General features: G+C 71.5%; 21 protein-coding genes. 8 read left to right on the top strand and 13 right to left on the bottom strand.

Features of this window, described 5'->3' with window-relative positions:
- Window positions 1-78 precede the first annotated feature (78 nt).
- On the top strand, window positions 79-1,362 hold the full coding sequence (locus tag IM697_RS39360) for a thymidine phosphorylase (RefSeq protein ID WP_194041573.1): 1,284 nt from the start codon (window positions 79-81) through the stop codon (window positions 1,360-1,362).
- A 74-nt stretch (window positions 1,363-1,436) separates the two neighbouring features.
- Window positions 1,437-2,024 (top strand): Uma2 family endonuclease, encoded by a 588-nt coding sequence (locus IM697_RS39355; RefSeq protein WP_194041571.1) that lies wholly within the window; start codon window positions 1,437-1,439, stop codon window positions 2,022-2,024.
- Window positions 2,025-2,030: 6 nt separating this feature from the next.
- On the opposite strand, the gene IM697_RS39350 is transcribed toward IM697_RS39355, so the two are convergent.
- Window positions 2,031-2,954, bottom strand: a complete 924-nt coding sequence (locus tag IM697_RS39350; protein WP_194041569.1) for an AEC family transporter — start codon at window positions 2,952-2,954, stop codon at window positions 2,031-2,033.
- A gap of 156 nt (window positions 2,955-3,110) precedes the next feature.
- Between IM697_RS39350 and IM697_RS39345 the strand changes: the two genes are divergently transcribed.
- Complete coding sequence (locus IM697_RS39345; protein WP_194041567.1) at window positions 3,111-3,497, top strand: STAS domain-containing protein; 387 nt, start codon at window positions 3,111-3,113, stop codon at window positions 3,495-3,497.
- Here the strand turns inward: IM697_RS39345 and IM697_RS39340 are convergent.
- Entirely contained in the window at window positions 3,381-4,400 is a 1,020-nt protein-coding gene (locus tag IM697_RS39340; RefSeq protein ID WP_194041565.1) for a sigma-70 family RNA polymerase sigma factor, read from the bottom strand. The genes IM697_RS39345 and IM697_RS39340 overlap by 117 nt on opposite strands.
- Window positions 4,401-4,867: 467 nt before the next feature.
- Window positions 4,868-6,142, bottom strand: coding sequence for an MFS transporter (locus IM697_RS39335; protein WP_194041564.1), 1,275 nt, complete (start codon window positions 6,140-6,142; stop codon window positions 4,868-4,870).
- A 63-nt stretch (window positions 6,143-6,205) separates the two neighbouring features.
- On the opposite strand from IM697_RS39335, the gene IM697_RS39330 reads away from it, so the two are divergent.
- Window positions 6,206-7,159 carry a LysR family transcriptional regulator gene (locus tag IM697_RS39330; RefSeq protein WP_194041562.1) on the top strand — a complete coding sequence of 318 codons (954 nt, stop codon included), beginning with the start codon at window positions 6,206-6,208 and terminating at the stop codon, window positions 7,157-7,159.
- Between the two features lie 177 nt (window positions 7,160-7,336).
- Here IM697_RS39330 and IM697_RS39325 read toward each other — a convergent pair whose 3' ends face one another.
- Window positions 7,337-8,290, bottom strand: a complete 954-nt coding sequence (locus IM697_RS39325) for a LysR family transcriptional regulator (protein WP_194041560.1) — start codon at window positions 8,288-8,290, stop codon at window positions 7,337-7,339.
- 117 nt (window positions 8,291-8,407) lie between these two features.
- Here IM697_RS39325 and IM697_RS39320 point away from each other — a divergent pair, with 117 nt between their 5' ends.
- Window positions 8,408-8,806 carry a hypothetical protein gene (locus tag IM697_RS39320; RefSeq protein WP_194041558.1) on the top strand — a complete coding sequence of 133 codons (399 nt, stop codon included), beginning with the start codon at window positions 8,408-8,410 and terminating at the stop codon, window positions 8,804-8,806.
- A 52-nt stretch (window positions 8,807-8,858) separates the two neighbouring features.
- On the opposite strand, the gene IM697_RS39315 is transcribed toward IM697_RS39320, so the two are convergent.
- Window positions 8,859-9,620: an alpha/beta fold hydrolase gene (locus IM697_RS39315; RefSeq protein WP_194041556.1), complete on the bottom strand. Its 762-nt coding sequence runs from the start codon at window positions 9,618-9,620 to the stop codon at window positions 8,859-8,861.
- Between the two features lie 134 nt (window positions 9,621-9,754).
- Here IM697_RS39315 and IM697_RS39310 point away from each other — a divergent pair, with 134 nt between their 5' ends.
- Both IM697_RS39310 and IM697_RS39305 read left to right on the top strand, forming a co-directional pair.
- Entirely contained in the window at window positions 9,755-10,918 is a 1,164-nt protein-coding gene (locus tag IM697_RS39310) for an adenosine deaminase (protein WP_194041554.1), read from the top strand.
- Between the two features lie 138 nt (window positions 10,919-11,056).
- The gene (locus IM697_RS39305) at window positions 11,057-11,458 is read left to right on the top strand and encodes an ATP-binding protein (protein ID WP_194041552.1); all 402 of its coding nucleotides are present in this window, start codon (window positions 11,057-11,059) and stop codon (window positions 11,456-11,458) included.
- Between the two features lie 126 nt (window positions 11,459-11,584).
- Here the strand turns inward: IM697_RS39305 and IM697_RS39300 are convergent, their stop codons facing one another.
- The 5 genes from IM697_RS39300 to afsQ1 all read right to left on the bottom strand — a co-directional run bounded on the left by IM697_RS39300 (window position 11,585) and on the right by afsQ1 (window position 15,603).
- Window positions 11,585-11,794, bottom strand: a complete 210-nt coding sequence (locus IM697_RS39300; RefSeq protein ID WP_194041550.1) for a PspC domain-containing protein — start codon at window positions 11,792-11,794, stop codon at window positions 11,585-11,587.
- Between the two features lie 109 nt (window positions 11,795-11,903).
- Window positions 11,904-12,455 (bottom strand): VanZ family protein, encoded by a 552-nt coding sequence (locus tag IM697_RS39295; protein ID WP_194041548.1) that lies wholly within the window; start codon window positions 12,453-12,455, stop codon window positions 11,904-11,906.
- Window positions 12,456-12,755: 300 nt separating this feature from the next.
- Complete coding sequence (locus IM697_RS39290) at window positions 12,756-13,361, bottom strand: hypothetical protein (RefSeq protein ID WP_194041546.1); 606 nt, start codon at window positions 13,359-13,361, stop codon at window positions 12,756-12,758.
- Complete coding sequence (locus IM697_RS39285; protein WP_194041544.1) at window positions 13,358-14,929, bottom strand: sensor histidine kinase; 1,572 nt, start codon at window positions 14,927-14,929, stop codon at window positions 13,358-13,360. Before IM697_RS39285 ends, IM697_RS39290 begins: the two co-directional genes overlap by 4 nt.
- Window positions 14,926-15,603 (bottom strand): two-component system response regulator AfsQ1, encoded by a 678-nt coding sequence (gene afsQ1, locus IM697_RS39280; RefSeq protein ID WP_041819431.1) that lies wholly within the window; start codon window positions 15,601-15,603, stop codon window positions 14,926-14,928. The genes IM697_RS39285 and afsQ1 overlap by 4 nt, the downstream gene beginning before the upstream one ends.
- 264 nt (window positions 15,604-15,867) lie before the next feature.
- Here afsQ1 and IM697_RS39275 point away from each other — a divergent pair, with 264 nt between their 5' ends.
- A complete protein-coding gene (locus tag IM697_RS39275; RefSeq protein ID WP_194041542.1) occupies window positions 15,868-16,638 on the top strand; it encodes a SigE family RNA polymerase sigma factor in 771 nt (256 codons plus the stop codon).
- Between the two features lie 202 nt (window positions 16,639-16,840).
- Here IM697_RS39275 and IM697_RS39270 read toward each other — a convergent pair whose 3' ends face one another.
- From IM697_RS39270 to IM697_RS39260, 3 genes are read right to left on the bottom strand one after another with little or no spacing between them, the layout of a single operon-like run.
- Window positions 16,841-17,554, bottom strand: a complete 714-nt coding sequence (locus IM697_RS39270; RefSeq protein ID WP_194041540.1) for a uridine kinase family protein — start codon at window positions 17,552-17,554, stop codon at window positions 16,841-16,843.
- A 24-nt stretch (window positions 17,555-17,578) separates the two neighbouring features.
- On the bottom strand, window positions 17,579-19,099 hold the full coding sequence (locus IM697_RS39265) for a DHA2 family efflux MFS transporter permease subunit (protein WP_194041538.1): 1,521 nt from the start codon (window positions 19,097-19,099) through the stop codon (window positions 17,579-17,581).
- Between the two features lie 26 nt (window positions 19,100-19,125).
- A complete protein-coding gene (locus IM697_RS39260) occupies window positions 19,126-19,722 on the bottom strand; it encodes an NADPH-dependent FMN reductase (RefSeq protein WP_194041536.1) in 597 nt (198 codons plus the stop codon).
- Window positions 19,723-19,827: the final 105 nt, after the last annotated feature.

Raw genomic sequence — 19,827 nt, 5'->3', positions numbered from 1 at the left:
CCGGCCCCTCCGAGTTGCTCACGCGACCGGCTCGGAGGGGCCGTACGACTTCTGGAACCCTCGGAAGGAAGCCAAGCCATGGCCATGGACGCCATCTCCGTCATCCGCACCAAGCGGGACCGCGGTGAACTCAGCGACGAGCAGATCGACTGGGTCATCGACGCGTACACCCGCGGGGAGGTCGCCGACGAGCAGATGTCCGCGCTCGCCATGGCGATCCTGCTCAACGGCATGAACCGCCGGGAGATCGCCCGCTGGACGGCCGCGATGATCGCGAGCGGCGAGCGCATGGACTTCTCGTCCCTGTCCCGCCCGACGGCCGACAAGCACTCCACGGGCGGCGTCGGCGACAAGATCACCCTCCCGCTCGCGCCCCTGGTGGCGGCCTGCGGGGCCGCCGTCCCTCAGCTCTCGGGCCGCGGCCTCGGCCACACCGGCGGCACCCTGGACAAGCTGGAGTCGATCCCCGGCTGGCGCGCGCTGCTGTCGAACGAGGAGATGCTGTCCGTGCTGGACGGCACCGGCGCGGTGATCTGCGCGGCGGGCGACGGCCTGGCACCGGCGGACAAGAAGCTGTACGCGCTGCGGGATGTGACGGGCACGGTCGAGGCGATCCCCCTGATCGCGTCCTCGATCATGTCGAAGAAGATCGCGGAGGGAACCGGCTCGCTGGTCCTGGACGTGAAGGTCGGCACCGGCGCCTTCATGAAGACCATCGAGGACGCGCGCGAGCTGGCGTCCACGATGGTGGGCCTGGGCAACGACCACGGCGTGAAGACGGTCGCGCTCCTGACGGACATGTCCACCCCGCTCGGCCTTACCGCCGGCAACGCGCTGGAGGTCCGCGAGTCGGTGGAGGTCCTGGCCGGCGGCGGCCCGGCGGACGTGGTGGAACTGACGATCGCCCTGGCCCGCGAAATGCTGGAGGCGGCGGGGGTGCGTGCCGCCGACCCGGCGAAGGCCCTGGCCGACGGCTCGGCGATGGACGTCTGGCGGCGCATGATCGCGGCCCAGGGCGGCGACCCGGATGCGGCACTGCCGGTGGCGCGCGAGCAGCATGTGGTCACGGCCCCGTCGTCCGGTGTCCTGACCCGCCTCGACGCCTACGACATCGGCGTCGCGGCCTGGCGCCTGGGCGCGGGGCGTGCGCGTAAGGAAGACCCGGTGCAGGCGGGCGCGGGCGTCGAGCTGCACGCCAAGCCGGGCGACACGGTGACGGCGGGCCAGCCCCTGCTGACCCTGCACACCGACACCCCGGAGCGCTTCGAGTACGCGCTGCAGTCGGTGGCGGGTTCTTACGACATCGCGGCGGCGGGGACGGACTTCACGGCTTCGCCGGTGGTGCTGGAGCGGATTGCCTGACCTGGGGTTTCCTCGTTTGGGTGAACGGGATCGGTGGACCTGCACCGGTCCCGTTCGGCGTGTTGGCTGGCCTCATGGATGTGATCGACGGCGACTACATCGTGACTGACAGCGCGTGGGACGAGCTCGTCTGGGTCTGGAAGCAGACGGACGTCCCCAGGGGCTGCAAGGTGGAGATCATCGGGGGCCTGGTCACTGTCACGCCCTATTCCGCGCGCGCTCACCACAGCATCGCCGAGCGCCTGCACCGGCGCCTCTACGAGGTGATCCCGGAGGACTGGGGCATCTACCAGAGGCTGGCGACGGCTCTGCCGTCACAACTCGGGCTCTACGTCCCCGACCTCGCGGTGGTGCCCGAGGAGGCGCTGCGTACGAGAGACGACCACTTCGTCCCCTGTGCGGCGTCCGAACTTGTCGTGGAGGTCACCTCGAAGGCGACCTCGGACAATGACCGGACGACGAAGAGGGCGGGTTATGCCGAGGTCGGTGTCCCGCTCTACCTCCTCATCGACCCCCTGGCACCGAGCGGACCCTCGATCACGCTGTACGGCGAGCCGAAGGACGGCGTCTATCGCGTCCTGTGTGTGGGTCGGCCCGGCGAGCCGATGATCTTGCCTCGGCCGTTCCACATCGCGCTCGACACCAGCGGGTTCGGTGGGTGACACCCCTCACCCCAGCAACGCCGCCACGACCACCAACACCGGCACCGAGATCACCGTCGACACCAGAATCGAGTCCCGCGCCAACCGCTCACCCACCCGGTAACTCGACGCATACGTGTAGAGGTTCTGCGCGGCGGGCAACGCCGACGTCACCACCACGTCCAGCAGCGGAGCGCCCCGCAGCCCGAACACCCCCGCCGCCAGCGCCCAGGCCGCCGCCGGCTGCCCCACCGACTTCAGCGCGACCGAGAGCAGCACCGGGCCCCGGTCCGGGCCGCGACCGGGCATCGTGCTGCCGCACAGGGAGATGCCGAAGGCCAGCAGAACCGCGGGGACCGACATGCCGCCGATCAGGGTGAGGGGGTCCAGGACGGGGGACGGCACCCGCACCCCGGCCGCCGACACCGCCACGCCCGCCAGGGAGCCGACCGCGATCGGGTTGCGCAACGGGGTCAGCAGACGGCGCCACAGCGGGCCCTTCTCCGCCCCGCCGCCGGACAGGTCGAGGATCGTCAGGGCGATCGGGGTGACCCCGACCAACTGGAACAGCAGCACCGGCGCCACGAGCGAGGCGTCGCCCAGGACGTACACGGCGATCGGGATGCCGAGGTTTCCGGAGTTGACGTAGCTGGAGCACAGGGCGCCGATCGTCGTACGGCCCACCCCCCAGTGCCGTACGACACCGACCGCGACGAAGACTCCGGCCGCCGCGGCCGTGCTCAGGGCCGTGACCAGGAGGCGGCTGGAGAAGATCACCGAGAGGTCGGTCTGGGCGAGCGTGGTGAAGAGCAGGGCGGGGGAGGCCACGTGGAAGGCCAGCTTGGTGAGGACTTCGCGGCCGTGGTCGCCGAGGTAGCCGCGGCGGCCGATCGCATAGCCCACGCCGATGACGACCGCGATCACCGCGAATCCCGTCAACACCCCCTGCACGGGACCCCCTTGGCGGGGAGGAGGCCGCAGGGTATTCGGGGGCGCGCTGATACATGGGGCATACAGCCAACCCTCCGGGGGAGGAGGGGAGCGGGTCAATGTGATCCCGGTTGGCGGACAGCGGACAGCGCGACGACGTACGGGTACCGGGCCGCGATGAGTTATCCGCCCCCGCCCGGTCTACCGATCGTGGACGCCATGACACCCGCTGTACTCGTGCTTGCCGGCCCCGTCACCCGGGACGAGGTGGCAGGGCTGTGCGATGCCGTGCGGGCGCGGCTGGAGACCACCCGGGCGAGAGTCGTGGTGTGCGATGTCGGCGGGCTCGGACCGCCGGGACTCGGCACCGTGGACCTCCTGGCGCGGCTCCAGCTCACCGCCCGGCGCGTCGGAGGGCGGATTCGGCTGCGCGACCCGGACCCCGCGCTACACGCCCTCCTCGACCTGGTCGGCCTCCGCTTCGAGGTGGAGGGGGAGCCCGAACAGCGGGAACCAGCGCTTGGTGTCGAGGAAGCAGTGGAACCCGGTGATCCGGCCCTCTGAGATCTCCAGCACCTGCACGGCCCACGGAGTGAAGCCGCCCGCCTCCGGATCCGGCTTGTACTGGGCGAAGCCCGGCAGCCCGTTGACCTGGACCGGCACCAGATGCGAGCCCGCGCAGGGGGCGCCGAGCGTCGTCATGAAGCCGGTGATGTCCTTGACGCCGGTCAGCCACAGGTCGAACGGCGGCATCGTCATGATGGCGTCCTCGTGCAGCAGGGCCGTCAGCGCCGTCATGTCATAGCCCTCGAAAGCCGCGACATACCGGTCCAGAAGCTTTTGCTGATCCTCGTCCAGCGGGTCGGATATGGCTGCCTCGGCGCCCGGCTGCCGCTGCTCGGCGAGGGTCGCCCGGGCCCGCTGGAGCGCGCTGTTCACCGACGCGACCGTGGTGCCCAGCAGCTCGGCGACCTCGCTCGCCTTCCAGGCCAGCACCTCGCGCAGGATCAGCACCGCCCGCTGCTTGGGCGGCAGTTGCTGGAGGGTGGCCATGAAAGCCAGCCGCACCGACTCCTTGGCGACCGCGGCCTCCGCCGGGTCCTCCGTGCTGGGCAGCACCCGGTTGTCCGGCATCGGCTCCAGCCAGGTGTTGTCCGGACGGGGCGAGAGCGCCGCGCGGGCCAGCGGCGTCGACTCCGTCAGGTCCATGGGCCTGGCCCGCTTGTTGCCCGCCGTCAGCATGTCCAGGCACACGTTCGTCGCGATGCGGTACAGCCACGACCGGAGACTGGAGCGCCCCTCGAACTTGTCGTAACTCCGCCAGGCCCGCACCATCGTGTCCTGCACCGCGTCCTCGGCCTCGAAGGACGAGCCGAGCATGCGGTAGCAGTACCCGGTCAGTTCGACGCGGTGCTTCTCCAGCCTGACGTCGAGGTCCGTTGTCGTAGTCGCCGTGCCGTCGCTCATCGTCCACCCACCCCTGTGGCCCAGTCCCGTGGTGCGCCTCGTCGCGCCCAACACCTCGGAAGCTACCGCAGGCCACTGACAATGGCCTGCGGAGCGCACAAAAGCGCAGGTCGAAGCGGTCTCAGACCAGTTGCCGCACGGACATCAGCAGCTACCGGCGCCGCACCGGCCGACCGCCCCGGTCGCGGCGTCCACCTCGATGCGCGCCGCCGCCTCGAAGTCGAACCCGAGACAGTGAGGCGCCCGCCCCCGCCGCCGGCAGCAGTCCGCCCAGCACCGGCACCGGCGTACGTGCGGGCAGTGCCCGTCCCGCCCAGCCGGCCGCCTCGGCGAAGGCGGCCCGTTCGATGCGGCAGTGCATCGGAGAATCCCCCTGCTCGGTCCGGTTGTCAGTGATCGCGGAGGTTGTCCGCGGCCACTGACAACCGGCCCCGACCAGAGGGAACGGGACGGAAGCCGGTGTCGGCTCAGGCCGCCGTCGTCAGTCGCTCGCGCCCGAGGCGGGCCGCCCGGGTGCCGAAGACCGTGATCGTCACGACGCCGAGGACCGCCAGCAGTCCGACGCCGACCGTGCCGGTCCAGCCGCCCGTGTGGAAGGCGACCGCGCCGAGCGTGCTGCCCGCGCTGGAGCCGACGTAGTAGGCGGACTGGTACAGCGCGGCGGCCTGGGCGCGGCCGTGGGCGGCCGTCTTGCTGACCGCCGAGGACGCCACCGCGTGGCCCGCGAAGAAGCCGCCGGTGATCAGGACCAGGCCGAGCAGGACCAGCGGGAGGGACCCGGACAGGGACACCAGCAGGCCCGTCGCGGTCGTCGCGCCGGCCGCGTACAGCGCGCCCCGGCGGCCCAGACGCCCCACCAGGCGCCCCGCCGTGGACGCCGACACCGTGCCGACCAGGTAGACCAGGAAGATCGAGCCGATGATGCCCTGGGGGAGGGAGAACGGGGCCTGAGTCAGGCGGTAGCCGATCACCGTGTAGACGCCGCCGAAGACCGTCATGAACAGCGCGCCGATCGCGTACAGGCGGCACAGCAGCGGGTTGGACAGGTGGTCGCGGACCGTGCGGGCCAGGACACGCGGGCGCAGGGAGCCCGGCCTGAAGTGGCGCGGCGCCGGGAGCAGCAGCCGGAAGGCGACCGCGCACGCCACCGCGATCCCGCCGATCACACCGACGGCGACCCGCCAGCCCCACTCCTGTGCGACCCAGCCGGTGATGACCCGGCCGCTCATGCCGCCGACGCTGTTGCCCGCGACGAACAGGCCGATCGCCGTGATCAGTGCCTTCGGGCGGACCTCCTCGGCCAGATACGCCGTCGCCGACGCCGGGAGTCCGGCCAGCGCCGCGCCCTGGACCGCGCGCAGCACGACCAGCGCGGTCAGGTTCGGCGCGAAGGGGACCAGGAGTCCGACCGTCACCGCGACCGCCAGCGACGCCGTCATGACCGTACGGCGTCCGAACCGCTCCGACAGCGCGCTCATCGGCAGCACGAACAGGGCGAGACCGCCGGTCGCCGCCGCCACCGTCCAGCTGGCCTCGCTCGCCGCCACGCCGAACTCACCCGAGATCAGCGGCAGCAGGGCCTGGGTGGAGTACAGGAGCGCGAAGGTCGCGACACCGGCGAGGAAGAGGGCGAAGCTCATCCGGCGGTAGCCGGGGCCGCCCGGGGCCATGCGGGAGTCGACGACGGGGACTGCGGGGGTGGCGTCCACGGTGGTGGACGCCCCGGTACTGGCGGGAGACATGCTTCGAAGCTACGTACGGCCCCGTTCATCCGTCCAATGCATGGAATCGTCATAATCGTTCCCATGGAGCATCAGCAGAGGTCACAGGGTCGCCTGTCACCATCCAGTGACACAGAAGACATGGTGATGTTGCTGGCGCCTCGCCTCGCGTACTTCGCCGGCGTCGCCCGCACCGAGCACGTCACGCGCGCCGCGCAGGAGATGCGGGTCCCGCAGTCCACGCTCTCCCGCGCCATGGTCCGCCTCGAACAGGACCTGGGCGTCGACCTGTTCGCCCGCCACGGCCGTACGGTCTCCCTGACCCCGGCCGGCCGCACCTTCCTCGGCTCCGTCGAACGCGCCCTCGCCGAGATCGGGCGCGCCGCCGAGGAGGTCCGTGCCGACGCCGATCCGGCCACCGGCAAGGTCGCCTTCGGGTTTCTGCACACCATGGGCGCCGAGACCGTCCCCGGCCTCCTGCACGACTTCCGCGCCGACCACCCCCGCGTCCGCTTCAGCCTCGTCCAGAACTACGGCGAGGCGATGATCGAGCGGCTGCGCGCCGGCGAGCTCGACCTGTGCCTGACCTCCCCGGTCCCGGACGCCCCCGACCTCGTCGCCCGCCGCCTGGACGAACAGAAGCTCCGCCTCGTCGTCCCCGCCGACCATCGCCTGGCCTCGCGCAGGCGCATCCGCCTGGCGGAGGCGGCCGACGAGACCTTCGTGACCCTGGAGCCCGGCTACGGCATGCGCCGCATCACCGACGACCTGTGCAAGGAGGCGGGCTTCAAGCCGCGGATCGCCTTCGAGGGGGAGGAGGCGGAGACGCTGCGAGGGCTCGTGGCGGCGGGCCTCGGGGTCGCCCTCCTGCCACCGCCCGCCGTACCCCGCCCCGGGGTGGTGGAACTGACGGTCACCGCCCCGAGGGCGGCCCGCGAGATCGGCGTGGCCTGGCTGGCGGCCCGCCCGGACACACCTCCGGTGGCGGCGTTCAAGAAGTTCCTGCTGTCGAGGAGGGGCAACCTGCTGCCGGGGTAGGGGCCGGTCGCCGGATTCCCGCTGCCCGGCGCAACGGCGTGCCCGCGGTGCCGGTGGCGTTGCCTCGCGCGAGGGCGACGGGGCCCGTGGGCGGCATCGGTGACGCGGAGAGCGTGCGTGCCGGAGCCCCCACCGGGCAGGCGGGAATCCGACGGCAGGCATCAGCAACGCTTGTGATCAGTACGGCTGGAACCCGCCCGGACCGCGGGAGCCCTGGCGTCGCAGCACCTCGTGCGCCGCCCGCCGCAGTGCGGCCACGCACGGCTCGTCGCGGCGGGACGGCAACCAGGCCAGGGCGGCCGTCCACGGTTCGAGGCCGGTGACGTCGACGTACGAGACCCCGGGGCGGGGGTAGAGCCGGCGGGTGGTGTCCGGGGGGAGCTGGATGCCTTCGCCCATGGCGATCAGCGGCAGGGCGCTCTCGTAGTCGACGATCGCGTGCGGGCTGTAGCGGACCGTGCCGCCGTCCGGCTGCGGGTCCGCGGACCAGAACCGCCGGAAGACCTCCGGGACCTGCTCCGACCAGCCGATCCGGGGCTCGTCGGCGAGGTCCGCGAGGGTCAGCGGCCCGCGTCCGGCAAGGGGGTTGCCGTCGGCCATCACCGCGCAGCGCGGGCCCTTGGCCAGCGGGAGGGTCCGGATGCCGGCGGGGACCGGCAGGAACACGAACGCCGCGTCGACCTCGCCGCGCAGGATGGCCGTCGCGGCGTCGAAGCCGAGGCGCAGGACCTCCACGTCCAACTCCGGCCGTGTCCCGCGCAGTTCGTCCAGGACGGCCGGTATCGGGTCCATCGAGGTGATCGCCTCCAGCGACCCGATCACGATCCGGCCCGCGGCCGCGTTCGCCCGTGTCCCGGCCTCGCGGCGCAGTTCCTCGGCCGCGTCCACCACACTGCGCGCCCGCGCCACCAGGGCTTCCCCCGCCGCGCTCAGCGCCACCCTGCGCGTCGTGCGGTTGATCAGGCCGACCCCGAGCCGTTCCTCCAGGGCGGTGATGTGGCGGGAGAACGTCGGCTGTGCCATGAAGGCCCGCTTGGCCGCGCGGCCGAAGTGCAGCTCCTCGGCCAGGATCAGGAACAGCTGTAACTGCTGGATGCTCGGATAGTTCGCGCCACGTCCCGATGCGCCCATAGGCGCGAGGCTATCAATGCGCCGCGGGGTTCGATCAAAACGCCCTTCCCCACGCAATCCGGATCCGGTGAGACTCGAAGCCGTACGGATGCACCCGACTTGGGGAGAAGCACCCACATGGCATTCGCCATCCGCCGCAAGACGTCCGCCGCCCTGCTCGCCGTGGCCACGGTCGGCGCCCTCGGCGCGACCGCCGCACCGGCCGGGGCGACCGTCCAGCAGCAGGCGCCCGACCGGTACCTGGTCTGCGCCGAGGCACCCGACGGCTCCCTCGTCCTCGACTACGACACGGGCGGCGACCCGGACGCCGACAACAGCGTCTGCTGGGCCGGTTCGGGCCGGACCGCGAACAACCTGGACGACCGGTTCGAGCTGCGGCAGGTGCACACCGCGAACAACCGCGGTTCCCTGCACCTGAAGACCGAGGAACGGGAGTGGGACCTGCCCTTCGACCGGAACCAGACCCACGACATCCCGAACGACACCGTCCTGCTCGGCCTGTCGCTGAACGAGTAGGCCACGAGGCGAGTGAGGCCCGCGCCCCCGGGCGTGGGCCTTTCCCGCGTGACTACCTCCGCAGCGACTTCCCGAACCCCGCCGCCAACGGCATCCGCAACCCCAGCGGCGGCGGAGCCGCGAACGCGTCCGCCACCGGCCGGGAGAACGCCCGCCCGAACAGCACCCCCATGACGAAGTCCTCGGCCAGCGCGAGGACTTCATCCCGATGCTGATGCAACCCGTGCCGGTCGGAGTGCACTTCGAACCGGCACACATCCCGGTTCGCCTTCTTCGCCCGCTCCGCGAGCCGGAACGACAGCTCGGGATCGGTCCGCTCGTCGTTCGTGCCGTGCACGACCATCACGCGCCGGCCCCCGAGCTGCTTCACCGGTTCGGGCGCGGCCGCCACATCGTCCTCCGGCAGCCAAGGGGCGATCGCCAGCACGGAGTTGACGGCCTCATGACCTCCCGCGCGCAGGGCCGCCCGCCCGCCCATGTCGAACCCGACCAGGCACACGGGAACGTCCCCATAACGTCGTACGACCTCGTCGGCGGCCCACAACGCGTCGCTCGCCAGATTCGCCGCACTGCCGTTCCAGCCGCGATAGCGGTAGTGGACGACATGGGTGGCCAGGCCCTCCCCACGGCCCGCCCGCGTCAGCCGGCGGCCCAGCGTCCGCACATACGACGTCGCCAACAGCGTCGCCGGCTTGCGATGCGAGACCTCGTCGCCTCCGGGAAGCAGAAGCACCACGCCGCTCACCGCCGTCGGCTCCGGCCCGATCGCCCTGCCCAGCCGGACCCTGCGCACCGGCGTCGCTTGCTGTGCCATGACAGAACAGTGTCAGAAGGGCGGGTGTACGCGACCCGTCCTTGGGGTCACCGTTACGTATCGACGGATTCGTACAAGCGGGGAAATGGGGTGTTCAACGGGCGATCTACGCGCGTAGGCAGTACAGTGCGGAAATGACGAGCGAGACTGCCCAGAAGGCGAACACCCCGAGCTCGGACCAGATCCGCCGGGCCCCGAAGGTTCTGCTGCACGATCACCTCGACGGCGGGCTGCGCCCCGGCACGATCGTCGAGCTCGCCCGCGACAGCGGGTACTCCCAGCTCCCCGAGACCGACCCCGACAAGCTCGGCGCCTGGTTCCGCGACGCCGCCGACTCCGGATCCCTGGAGCGGTACCTGGAGACCTTCTCCCACACCGTCGGCGTGATGCAGACCCGCGACGCCCTCGTACGGGTCGCCCGCGAGTGCGCCGAGGACCTCGCCGAGGACGGTGTCGTCTACGCCGAGGTGCGCTACGCGCCCGAACAGCACCTCGAAGGCGGGCTCAGCCTCGAAGAGGTCGTCGAGGCCGTCAACGAGGGCTTCCGCGAGGGGGAGGCGCTCGCGCGGGAGAACGGTCACCGCATCCGCGTCGGCGCCCTGCTCACCGCCATGCGGCACGCCGCCCGCGCGCTGGAGATCGCCGAACTCGCCAACCGCTACCGCGATCTGGGCGTCGTCGGCTTCGACATCGCGGGCGCCGAGGCCGGGCATCCGCCGACCCGGCATCTCGACGCCTTCGAGTACCTCAAGCGGGAGAACAACCACTTCACCATCCACGCGGGCGAGGCCTTCGGACTGCCGTCCATCTGGCAGGCCCTGCAGTGGTGCGGCGCCGACCGGCTCGGGCACGGGGTGCGCATCATCGACGACATCCAGGTGCACGCCGACGGCTCCGTGAAGCTCGGGCGGCTCGCGTCCTATGTGCGGGACAAGCGCATCCCGCTGGAGCTGTGCCCCAGCTCCAACCTCCAGACGGGCGCCGCCGACTCCTACGCCGCCCACCCCATCGGGCTGCTGCGCCGGCTGCACTTCCGGGCGACCGTGAACACCGACAACCGGCTGATGTCCCACACGAGTATGAGCCAGGAATTCGAGCATCTTGTCGACGCGTTCGGTTACACGCTCGACGACATGCAGTGGTTCTCCGTCAATGCGATGAAATCATCGTTCATTCCTTTCGATGAACGGCTCGCGATGATCAATGACGTCATCAAGCCCGGATATGCCGAACTCAAGTCCGAGTGGCTGTTCCGGCAGACCGCCTCTACCAGCGATTCTGAGGAGGGAGAGGGGTAGGTCCGGACCCCTTGGGCACACGGGGTGCGGGCTCTATTCACAATCCGTCCGCATTTCGATGTTTGCGGCCGAGTGGGGGGCGTGTTTACGGTCGAGGACCGCTTACATCCCCGTAACCCAATTTCGAGGACGCATTTCATGAAGCAGTCTGCTGCCAAGACTTTCGGTGTCGCCGCTCTCGGTGCCGCTTTCGCCGCCGCGGGCGCGGGTGCCGCGAACGCCGCGCCGGTCGCGCCGGACGCCGCCGCCGGTACGGCGCTGGACACCGTCAACCGGACGCTCCCCGCGGAGAACCTCTCGCAGGCGGCGCCGGGCGCCGGTGCCGGGCTGGCCACGGGCCAGGAGGCGCTCGCCACCGGACTGTCGGCCGCGCAGCCGGCTGCCGAGCAGGCGGTGGCCGGTGGGCCGACCGGCGTGGTCGCCGGGCTGCTCGGTGGGCTGCCGGTGCAGGGGGTTGCTGAGGGGCTGCCGGCCCAGGGGCTGCCGGTGCAGGGGCTGCCCACCCAGGGGCTGCCCGTGAACGGGGTTCCGCTCGGCTGAGTCCGGGTCGTATGCGACGCGCCGCTGGGGCGCACTCCTTGGTTCAGGGGGTGCGTCCCAGCGGCTTTTGTGGAGGTGGTGACTCAGAGGTGTGGTGGGGGTGGGGTGGGGTGGGGTGGAGGGCGGTTACCAGGCCGTGCGTGTCCTGTTCGCCTTGTCCTCCGAGGGGAGCAGGATCCACAGGGCTATGTAGAGCAGGAACTGCGGGCCCGGGAGCAGGCAGGAGAGCAGGAAGATCACGCGCATGGTCGTCGCGGAGGTGCCGAAGCGCCGTGCCAGCGCGGCGCACACTCCGCCGATCATGCGGCCGTTGGTGGGTCGGGCGAGCGCGGTCATGGTGCGGCTCCTTCGCGGGCGTCGGTCGAAGGCCTCCCTTGTGGGGCCTTTCGAGTGGGTGCCTCATCTGACATCCACGCTACGCGGACGAACCGGGCATAGCGTCCCTCTACGGAGCTATCCCGACCCTGGGAATCGTCGGGGTCCGACCCTGAGCCGGCTCCTGGGGGGAGGCGGGGCGCCGGGTGCGCTCGGACCTGCGGCGCAGGTGCCGACGGGCCGCCGGGACGATCGTCGCGTGGGCCAGGGCCACGCCGAGCGTGTTCAGGAGCACGGAGTCGACGTCGACGATCTGACCGGGGACGCCGGTCTGCAGCAGCTCTATCGCGAGGGAGATCAGGGCGCCGGCGGCGACCGCGCGGACCAGGGAGCCGAGGGGGGAGACGGTGAGTCTGCCGTGGGTCATCGGGATCAGTACGCCGAGGGGGGCGAGGAGCGCGAGGCCCTCCGTGATGCGGCGGGCCGCCTCCTGCCAGCCGAGGGCGAGGTCGGCTCTGATGCCGGCGAACGGTTGCAGGTTGGCCGGGGTCACCCAGGGGACGTCCAGGGGGCGCAGCGTGAGCCAGGCGACGAATGCGAGGTGTGCGAGCAGGAGGACGCCTCCTGTCGCACGGATGCGGATTGCGGCGCTGCCGCCGCCGATGGAGCCTTGACGCTGCACGCCCCCCTAGACGCGTGGCCCGGTGGGATCGGTTCCGGGGTGGGCGGGAGTGGGGTGAGGTGTCTGCCACATGCCTCCGGCGGTTGGGGCGGGATGCCTGCGGCGGCCTGTGCGGGATCGGTGGGGGTGCGCGTAGCGCCAACGGTTGAGGGGTGGGTCGGGGCCGCGCCGGGGGTGTCCGTCCTCGGTCGGGCGGTTGCCGTTGGGCAGGGAGGTGGCGTCTCTTGACGCCCGCCGCTGCGGGCGGACACCCCCCGACGCGGCCCCTTTCCGCCGTACGCGGCCGCCGGGCCGTGGGGGTCAGCCGTCCGTGATCTCCGTCGACGGGGGCTCGTTGCTGCCCGGTCGGGTGCGGACCTCGTCCGTGCAGTCGTAGCGGCGTGGCGGGGCCGGTGTGGGGCCGCCCAGGATGACCGAGCCGTCGCCCTCCGTGGCCGAGGAGTCGGAGAAGGTGCAGACGATCTGGGCCAGGGCGAAGGACGTGAGGTCGGTGGGGGGTGTGCTCAGGCGGAGGGTTTCGTCGGGGTCGTTCCGGCGGGGGCCCATCACGCTCATGGCGCCTCGGACGTCCGTGGTGTAGCCGGCCTCCTTCTCGGCGGTCGACGGGGGCGCCTCCAGCTCGTCCAGGAGGCCCTGGGCGACCAGGACGCGTCGTGCCGAGTCCGCGGTGCCGTCCGGTACGCGTACGGTCCTGTCCACCGCGACCAGTTGGGAGCCGCACAGGAGGAACACCTGGACCGGGAGGCCCCTCGCGGCCTGGGTCGAGACGTTCGGTTCGGACAGGGAGCAGCGGACCCGGGAGGGGGCGGGGCCGAAGTCGGTGGGGACTTCGGTGGGGCGTATGCCGCAGCCGGAGAGGAGGGCGGCGGACAGGGCGGAGAGGGCCAGGACACGGCGGGTGTTCATCCGGCCTCTCCCTTCTCCGTCTTGTCGTTGGCCTCGTCCGCCGCGCGGGCCAGGTCGGAGGCGTCCCGGGGCAGGCGCAGGGTGAAGACGGCGCCGCCCTCGGGGGAGTTGGCGGCGGTGATCTCGCCGCCGTGGATGTGGGCGTTCTCCAGGGCGATGGACAGGCCCAGGCCGCTGCCCTCGGAGCGGGGACGGGAGGCGCTGGCCTTGTAGAAGCGGTCGAAGACGTGCGGGAGGACGTCCTCGGGGATGCCCGGGCCGTGGTCGCGTACGGCGATGACGATCTCGTCGTCCGCCTCACGGACCGCGACGCGGACCGGGGAGCCGCCGTGCTTGAGGGCGTTGCCGATCAGGTTGGCCAGGATGACGTCCAGGCGGCGGGGGTCCAGGCGGGCGGTGATGCCGCGCTCGGCGTCCAGGTCGACGGCGTCCAGCCAGGCGCGGGCGTCGATGCAGGCGGTGATCTGGTCGGCGAGGTCGACGTCGTCGAGGACCAGGCGTGCCGTGCCCGCGTCGAAGCGGGTGACCTCCATGAGGTTCTCGACCAGGTCGTTCAGTCGACGGGTCTCGCTCACGACCAGGCGTACGGCGGGCTCGATCATGGGGTCCATCGAGCCGGACTCCGCCTCGAGTTCCTCTTCGAGGACTTCGGTGACGGCGGTGATCGCGGTGAGCGGGGTGCGCAGTTCGTGGGACATGTCGGCCACGAAGCGGCGGGAGGCCTCGTCGCGGCCGGCCATGTCGGCGACCCGCTTCTCCAGCGCGGCGGCGGCGTTGTTGAACGTGCGGGACAGGTCGGCCAGCTCATCCGTGCCGGATACCCGCAGGCGGGTGTCCAGCTTGCCCTCGCCGAGGCGGCGGGCGGCGACGCCCAGGCGCTGCACCGGCTTCAGTACGGTCGTCGCGGCGGCCTGCGCGAGCAGCGCGGAGCCGATCAGGGCGAGGCCCGTGGCGATGCCGAGGGACCAGGCGAGGGAGTTGAGGTCCTTGGCCTCCTGCTCCAGGGACTTGAGCATGTAGCCGGTCGGACCGCCGCCGCCCACCTTCGTGCCGGCTATCAGATACGGGGTGTCGTCCTCCACGATGCGCTGCCAGTACAGGTGGTACTCGGGCTCGTTGCCGGAGTCGTCCTGCTGCTTCTCATTGACCGCCGTGCGCAGGGACTTCGGTACGTCCGCCAGCGTGAAGCCATCCAGACCGCCGGAACTGCCGTAGGCGGGACCGCCGTCGGCGTCCTGGGCGACCAGCAGCACGGAGAAGCGCTGGCTGCTGTTGGCCATCAGACCCGCGGTGTGCTGCAGTTCGTCCTGGGTCGGCTCCTGGGGGAGCAGGCCGGCACGGGTCTGCATCTCCCGCTCGAAGTCGCGCAGCACCGCGTCCTGGGTGCGCCTGAGCACCGCCTCGCGGTTGAGCCAGTAGGCGATGCCGGAGGCCGACACGGCGGCCGTGAGCGCCACGAGACCGAAGACCACGACGAGTCGAAGGCGCAGGCTGGTGAAACGCAGCCTCGACCACACTCCCTTGCGAGCCGCGACCCAGCCGCGGAAACCCCCTTGCACGTCCGTCACTGAGGCGCGTCCAGGCGGTAGCCGACACCACGGACGGTACGGATCAGGGTGGGGGAGGAGGGGACGTCCTCGACCTTGGCGCGCAGTCGCTGGACACAGGCGTCCACGAGGCGGGAGTCGCCGAGGTAGTCGTGTTCCCAGACCAGGCGCAGGAGCTGCTGGCGGGACAGGGCCTGGCCGGGGCGGCGGCTCAGTTCGAGCAGCAGCCGCAGCTCGGTCGGGGTGAGCTGGAGGTCCTCGCCGTTCTTGGTCACGGTCATCGCCGCGCGGTCGATGACGAGGCTGCCGAAGGCCGCGGCGTCGTTCGACTCCCGCTCCCCGCGCCGCAGCACGGCCCGGATCCGGGCGTCGAGGACCCGGCCCTGGACGGGTTTGACGACGTAGTCGTCCGCGCCGGACTCCAGGCCGACCACGACGTCGATGTCGTCGCTGCGCGCGGTCAGCAGGATGATCGGCAGCTGGTCGGTGCGCCGGATGCGGCGGCACACCTCGAAGCCGTCGATGCCGGGCAGCATCACGTCCAGCACGATCAGGTCCGGCCGCTGCTCACGCAGCAGTTTCAGCCCGTCCTCGCCGGTGGCAGCGGTGGCCACACGGTGTCCCTGGCGCGTCAGTGAGAGCTCCAGGGCCGTGCGGATGGCGTCGTCGTCCTCGATCAGCAACAGGGAAGGCACGGGCCTCATTCTGGCCCATGCGGGGGCGGTGTTTCGACTCCTGTACGAGCTGTAGGGATACGTGCGCGTAGCGCTGCCCGCTGTGCGCGCGCTGTCCGGGTGCCGGGGCGGGCCTGTGACACAGGCCCCTGTGACAGGTCTGTGACAGTCGGCGGACACGGCCATGAAGGTGCCGGGGCAAGCTTTTCGGCACAGGCAAGACAGCAAGCCGACAGCAAGGTCGGACGAGCAGAACACCGGTAAGTCCACGACGGGGGGCGCGAGATGAACACGCTGCACGGCACCAGCACCAGCGCAGTGATCACGCGTCTGCACGACGTGAACGGGGGCCGGGGTTCGGAGAAGTCCGGTGCCGTGAGCGGGCGGGGGTGCGCTCGCGGCGCCGGGCGTCAGCACACCGCGTACATGACGGTGGTTGACGGTTTCACGGGGGAGCCCGCGGCGGTAGCCGCTATGGCTGCGGTCGGGGGAGCCGCGTACGGGGAGGACTCGGGGGAGCGGCGTCGCTCGCTGTCGGAGGCGGAGTTCACCGCCTACGTCCAGGAGCGTCGCTCCTCCCTGTACGCGACCGCCTACCACCTGACCGGTGACCGCTTCGAGGCCGAGGACCTGCTGCAGAGCGCGCTGTTCTCGACGTACAGGGCGTGGGACCGGATCAGTGACAAGGCCGCCGTCGGGGGTTATCTGCGGCGGACGATGACCAACCTGCACATCAGCGCGTGGCGCCGCCGCAAGCTGAACGAGTATCCGACCGAGGAGCTGCCGGAGACGCCCGGCGACACGGACGCGATGCGCGGCACCGAGCTGCGCGCGGTCCTGTGGCAGGCGCTGGCCCGGCTGCCCGAACTCCAGCGGACGATGCTGGTCCTGCGCTACTACGAGGGCCGCACCGACCCGGAGATCGCGGACATCCTCGACATCAGTGTCGGCACGGTGAAGTCCAGCATCTGGCGGTCGCTCCGCCGGCTGCGCGAGGACGAGGTCCTCAGCTTCGGCCGTGACGAGGAGGACGCCTTCGGGGAGCTTGTCGCCTGAAGGTCCGGGGGGACCGAAGGGGAGCGGTAACAAGTGGGGGGACCCACGGGGGTCGGGGGGCCAACGGGGGACCCGCCGGGGGAACACGGGGGATACGGGGAGTGCTCCACCACGGGGGAATCGGGTGGGGCACGACGAGAGCGGGGCTGGAGGGCCGGGGGGTCCGTCCAGTCCCGTTCTTCGTGTGTTCCGGAGCTTGCGGCTAGGGGGCCGTCGGCGCCGCGTTCGCCGCCGGGCAGCGGCCCGCCGCGGCTGCCGTGAGGCGGCCCAGGGCCTCGTCGCGGTCGCAGGCGTGGGCGCCGAGGGACGTCTGGTGGGCGATGATCGAGCGTTCCAGGCGCATCAGGCGCCAGCCGCGGCGCAGCAGGAAGGGGACCGACTTGCGGCCCTCCTTCAGATCGCGCAGGAAGCGTCGCCGGAAGGTCTTCACCGGGCCCCGGTTCAGGCAGAGCGCGTCGGCCAGTACACCCAGTTCACGGCAGCGGTTCACGATCTCGGCCGCGAAGATGCCCTCCGCGATGAACAGCGGCGTACGGCCGATCTCGACGGTCTCCTCGCCGGTGCGGGCGCTCAGCGAGATGTCGTACAGCGGCACGTTCGTACGGCCCGTGCGGCACAGCTCGGCGATCGCCGCGACGGCCGTGTCGGCGTCCCACGAGTCGGGGTGGTCCCAGTCGATGTCGGAGCTCCCGGGGACCTGGGGCAGCGTCGGGTCGTCGCCCTCCTTGTAGAAGTCGTCGAGCCGCAGGACCGGAAGACCGGAGCGGGCGGCGAGCAGGGACTTGCCGGAGCCGGAGGGGCCGCAGAGCAGCACGACTCGCGTCGGTATGGGCGGTTGGGAACTCACGGGACACCAGTGTGAGGCATCGCCGGGCCACTGAACGACCCCGCGGGTCGCCTTTGATGCGCGCGTCACACCCAAAACGCCCGCCGAGGCGGCTCAGCGGCCGCGCAGCGGGACCTCCCGGACCAGCCAGGACACCGCGAACGCCACGGCGCAGAGGGCGGCCGTGCCGAGCGCCACACCGTGCAGGCCGTCCACGACCCCCGTCCGGAAGGCGTCCCGGACCGGTTCCGGCAGGTCCCGCAGCAGCCCGGGGGTGAGCTCGCCCTCCGTCAGCCGGGTGCCGTCGGCTCCGAGCCGGTCCGTGACGGTGGCCGCGAGACGGTGGGTGTAGACGGACCCGAGGACGGCGACACCGAGCGAGCCGCCGATGGTGCGCAGCAGCGTCTGGGTGCCGCTCGCCGCGCCCATGTCGCGCGGCTCGGCGCTGTTCATCGTGATGAGCATCGCCGGCTGCGTCAGACAGCCGATGCCCACGCCGAGCAGCAACGTCAGACCGGAGGCCACCGGTGCCGAGGTGCCCGTGCCGAGCGTCAGCAGGGTCAGCGCCCCCGCCACGGCCAGCGCGCCGCCCGCGAGGGGATAGCCGCGGTAGCGCCCGCCGTCGCCGACCCGCCGGCCGATGACGAGCTGGGCGCCCATCATCCCCAGCATCAGCGGGAGCAGCAGCAGACCGCTCCCGGTGGACGACATGCCCCGTACGAACTGCATGTACTGCGGCAGATAGCTCGCCGCCGCCAGCATGGCCGCGCCCGTCACGAAGCTGAGGACCTGCGCCACCGTGAAGTTGCGGTCGCGGAACAGCCGGGGCGGGATCACCGGCTCCGCAGCGCGCCGCTCGACCCGCACGAAGGCGGCCAGCGCGACCGCGGAGCCCAGAGCGAGCCCGAGGATCTGCGGCGACGACCAGGCGTACGTCGTGCCGGCCCAGCTCGCGAGCAGCGTCAGCGCGAGGATCGCACCGGTCAGCAGCCCGGCTCCGGCCAGGTCGATCCGGGCCCGGACACGTGGCGTGCGCAGCCGCACCCCGAATCCGACGAGGGCGAGGGCCACGGCGCCGACGGGGACGTTGACGTAGAACACCCAGCGCCAGTCCAGCTGGTCCGTGAGGAAGCCGCCGGCCAGCGGGCCGCCGATCAGCGCGGCCGGCAGCAGCACCCCGATCAGCGACTGGGCGCGGCCGGCCTCGGCGGGGGCGAGCAGGGTGCCGATGAGCGAGAGCGCGCCCACGAACAGACCGCCCGCGCCGATCCCCTGCAGCGCCCGGAAGGCGATCAACTGCCCCATGTCCTGGGCGAGTCCGCACAGCACCGAGCCGGCCAGGAAGACGGTGATGGAGGTGAGATAGCTGCCCTTGTGGCCGTACAGGTCGCCGAGCTTGCCCCAGATCGGGGTGGAGACGGCCGTGGTGAGCAGATAGGCGGTGAGCACCCAGGACAGGTGGTCGAGGCCGCCCAGGTCGCCGACGATGGTCGGCAGTGCCGTGCCGACGACGGTGCCGTCGAGCGTGGCGAGCACGATGCCGAGCAGCAGGCCGAGGATGACCACCCGGGAGGGCGGGGCGGTCGGCCGGGTCCGCGGGCGCGGTTCCCGTGTGCCCGTGCCGGGTGTGTCCATGGTTCCCCCTCGTCCGAGGCCGGCGGTCAGGCGACGTAGCGGCGGACGGACTTGGCGTCCCGCAGCGCGTGGCCCCACCAGGCGAGCTGGTCGAGCAGGGCCTTCGCGGCCGTGTCGGCGGCGGGGTCCGTGCAGTTGCCGTCCTGGTCGAAGCGGCTCCAGACGTCGTGGAAGCTGACGGTGTTGCGGATGGTCGTGGCGTTCAGCTCGGCCATGACGACCCGGAGCTGCTCCACGGCGCGCAGACCGCCGGACAGGCCGCCGTACGAGACGAAGGCGACGGGCTTGCCGTGCCACTGCTCGTTGTGCCAGTCGATCGCGTTCTTCAGGGACGCCGGGAAGCTGTGGTTGTACTCGGGCGTGACGAGGACGAAGGCGTCGGCCGCCGCGAGCCGTGGCGAGACGAGGGCCAGTTGTTCCTCGGTGCCGGGCGGCGGCTGCTGACCGAAGGCCGGGAACACCGTCGGCAGTGGTGTCTCGGCGAGGTCGACGACATCGCCGCGCAGGTCGTCCCGCTGGTCGAGATGCCCGGTCAGCCACTTCGTCACGACGGGTGCGAAGCGTCCCTCCCGGGTCGAGCCGACGAGGACGGCGACGCGCAGCGGTTCGGCGGTGGCAGGCATGGGTCTCCCCTGGAGTACGAGATGTGTACGGCGTATTCCGTGCGTACAACGTACACATCAGTGTGTACGCCGTCTACTGGCGATACGCTGTACACGACATCGACC

The sequence above is a fragment of the Streptomyces ferrugineus genome (assembly GCF_015160855.1).
In the GTDB taxonomy this organism is placed as follows: domain Bacteria; phylum Actinomycetota; class Actinomycetes; order Streptomycetales; family Streptomycetaceae; genus Streptomyces; species Streptomyces ferrugineus.
Note: the sequence above shows the minus strand (reverse complement) of the source record. Positions and strands in the feature narration are given on the sequence as shown.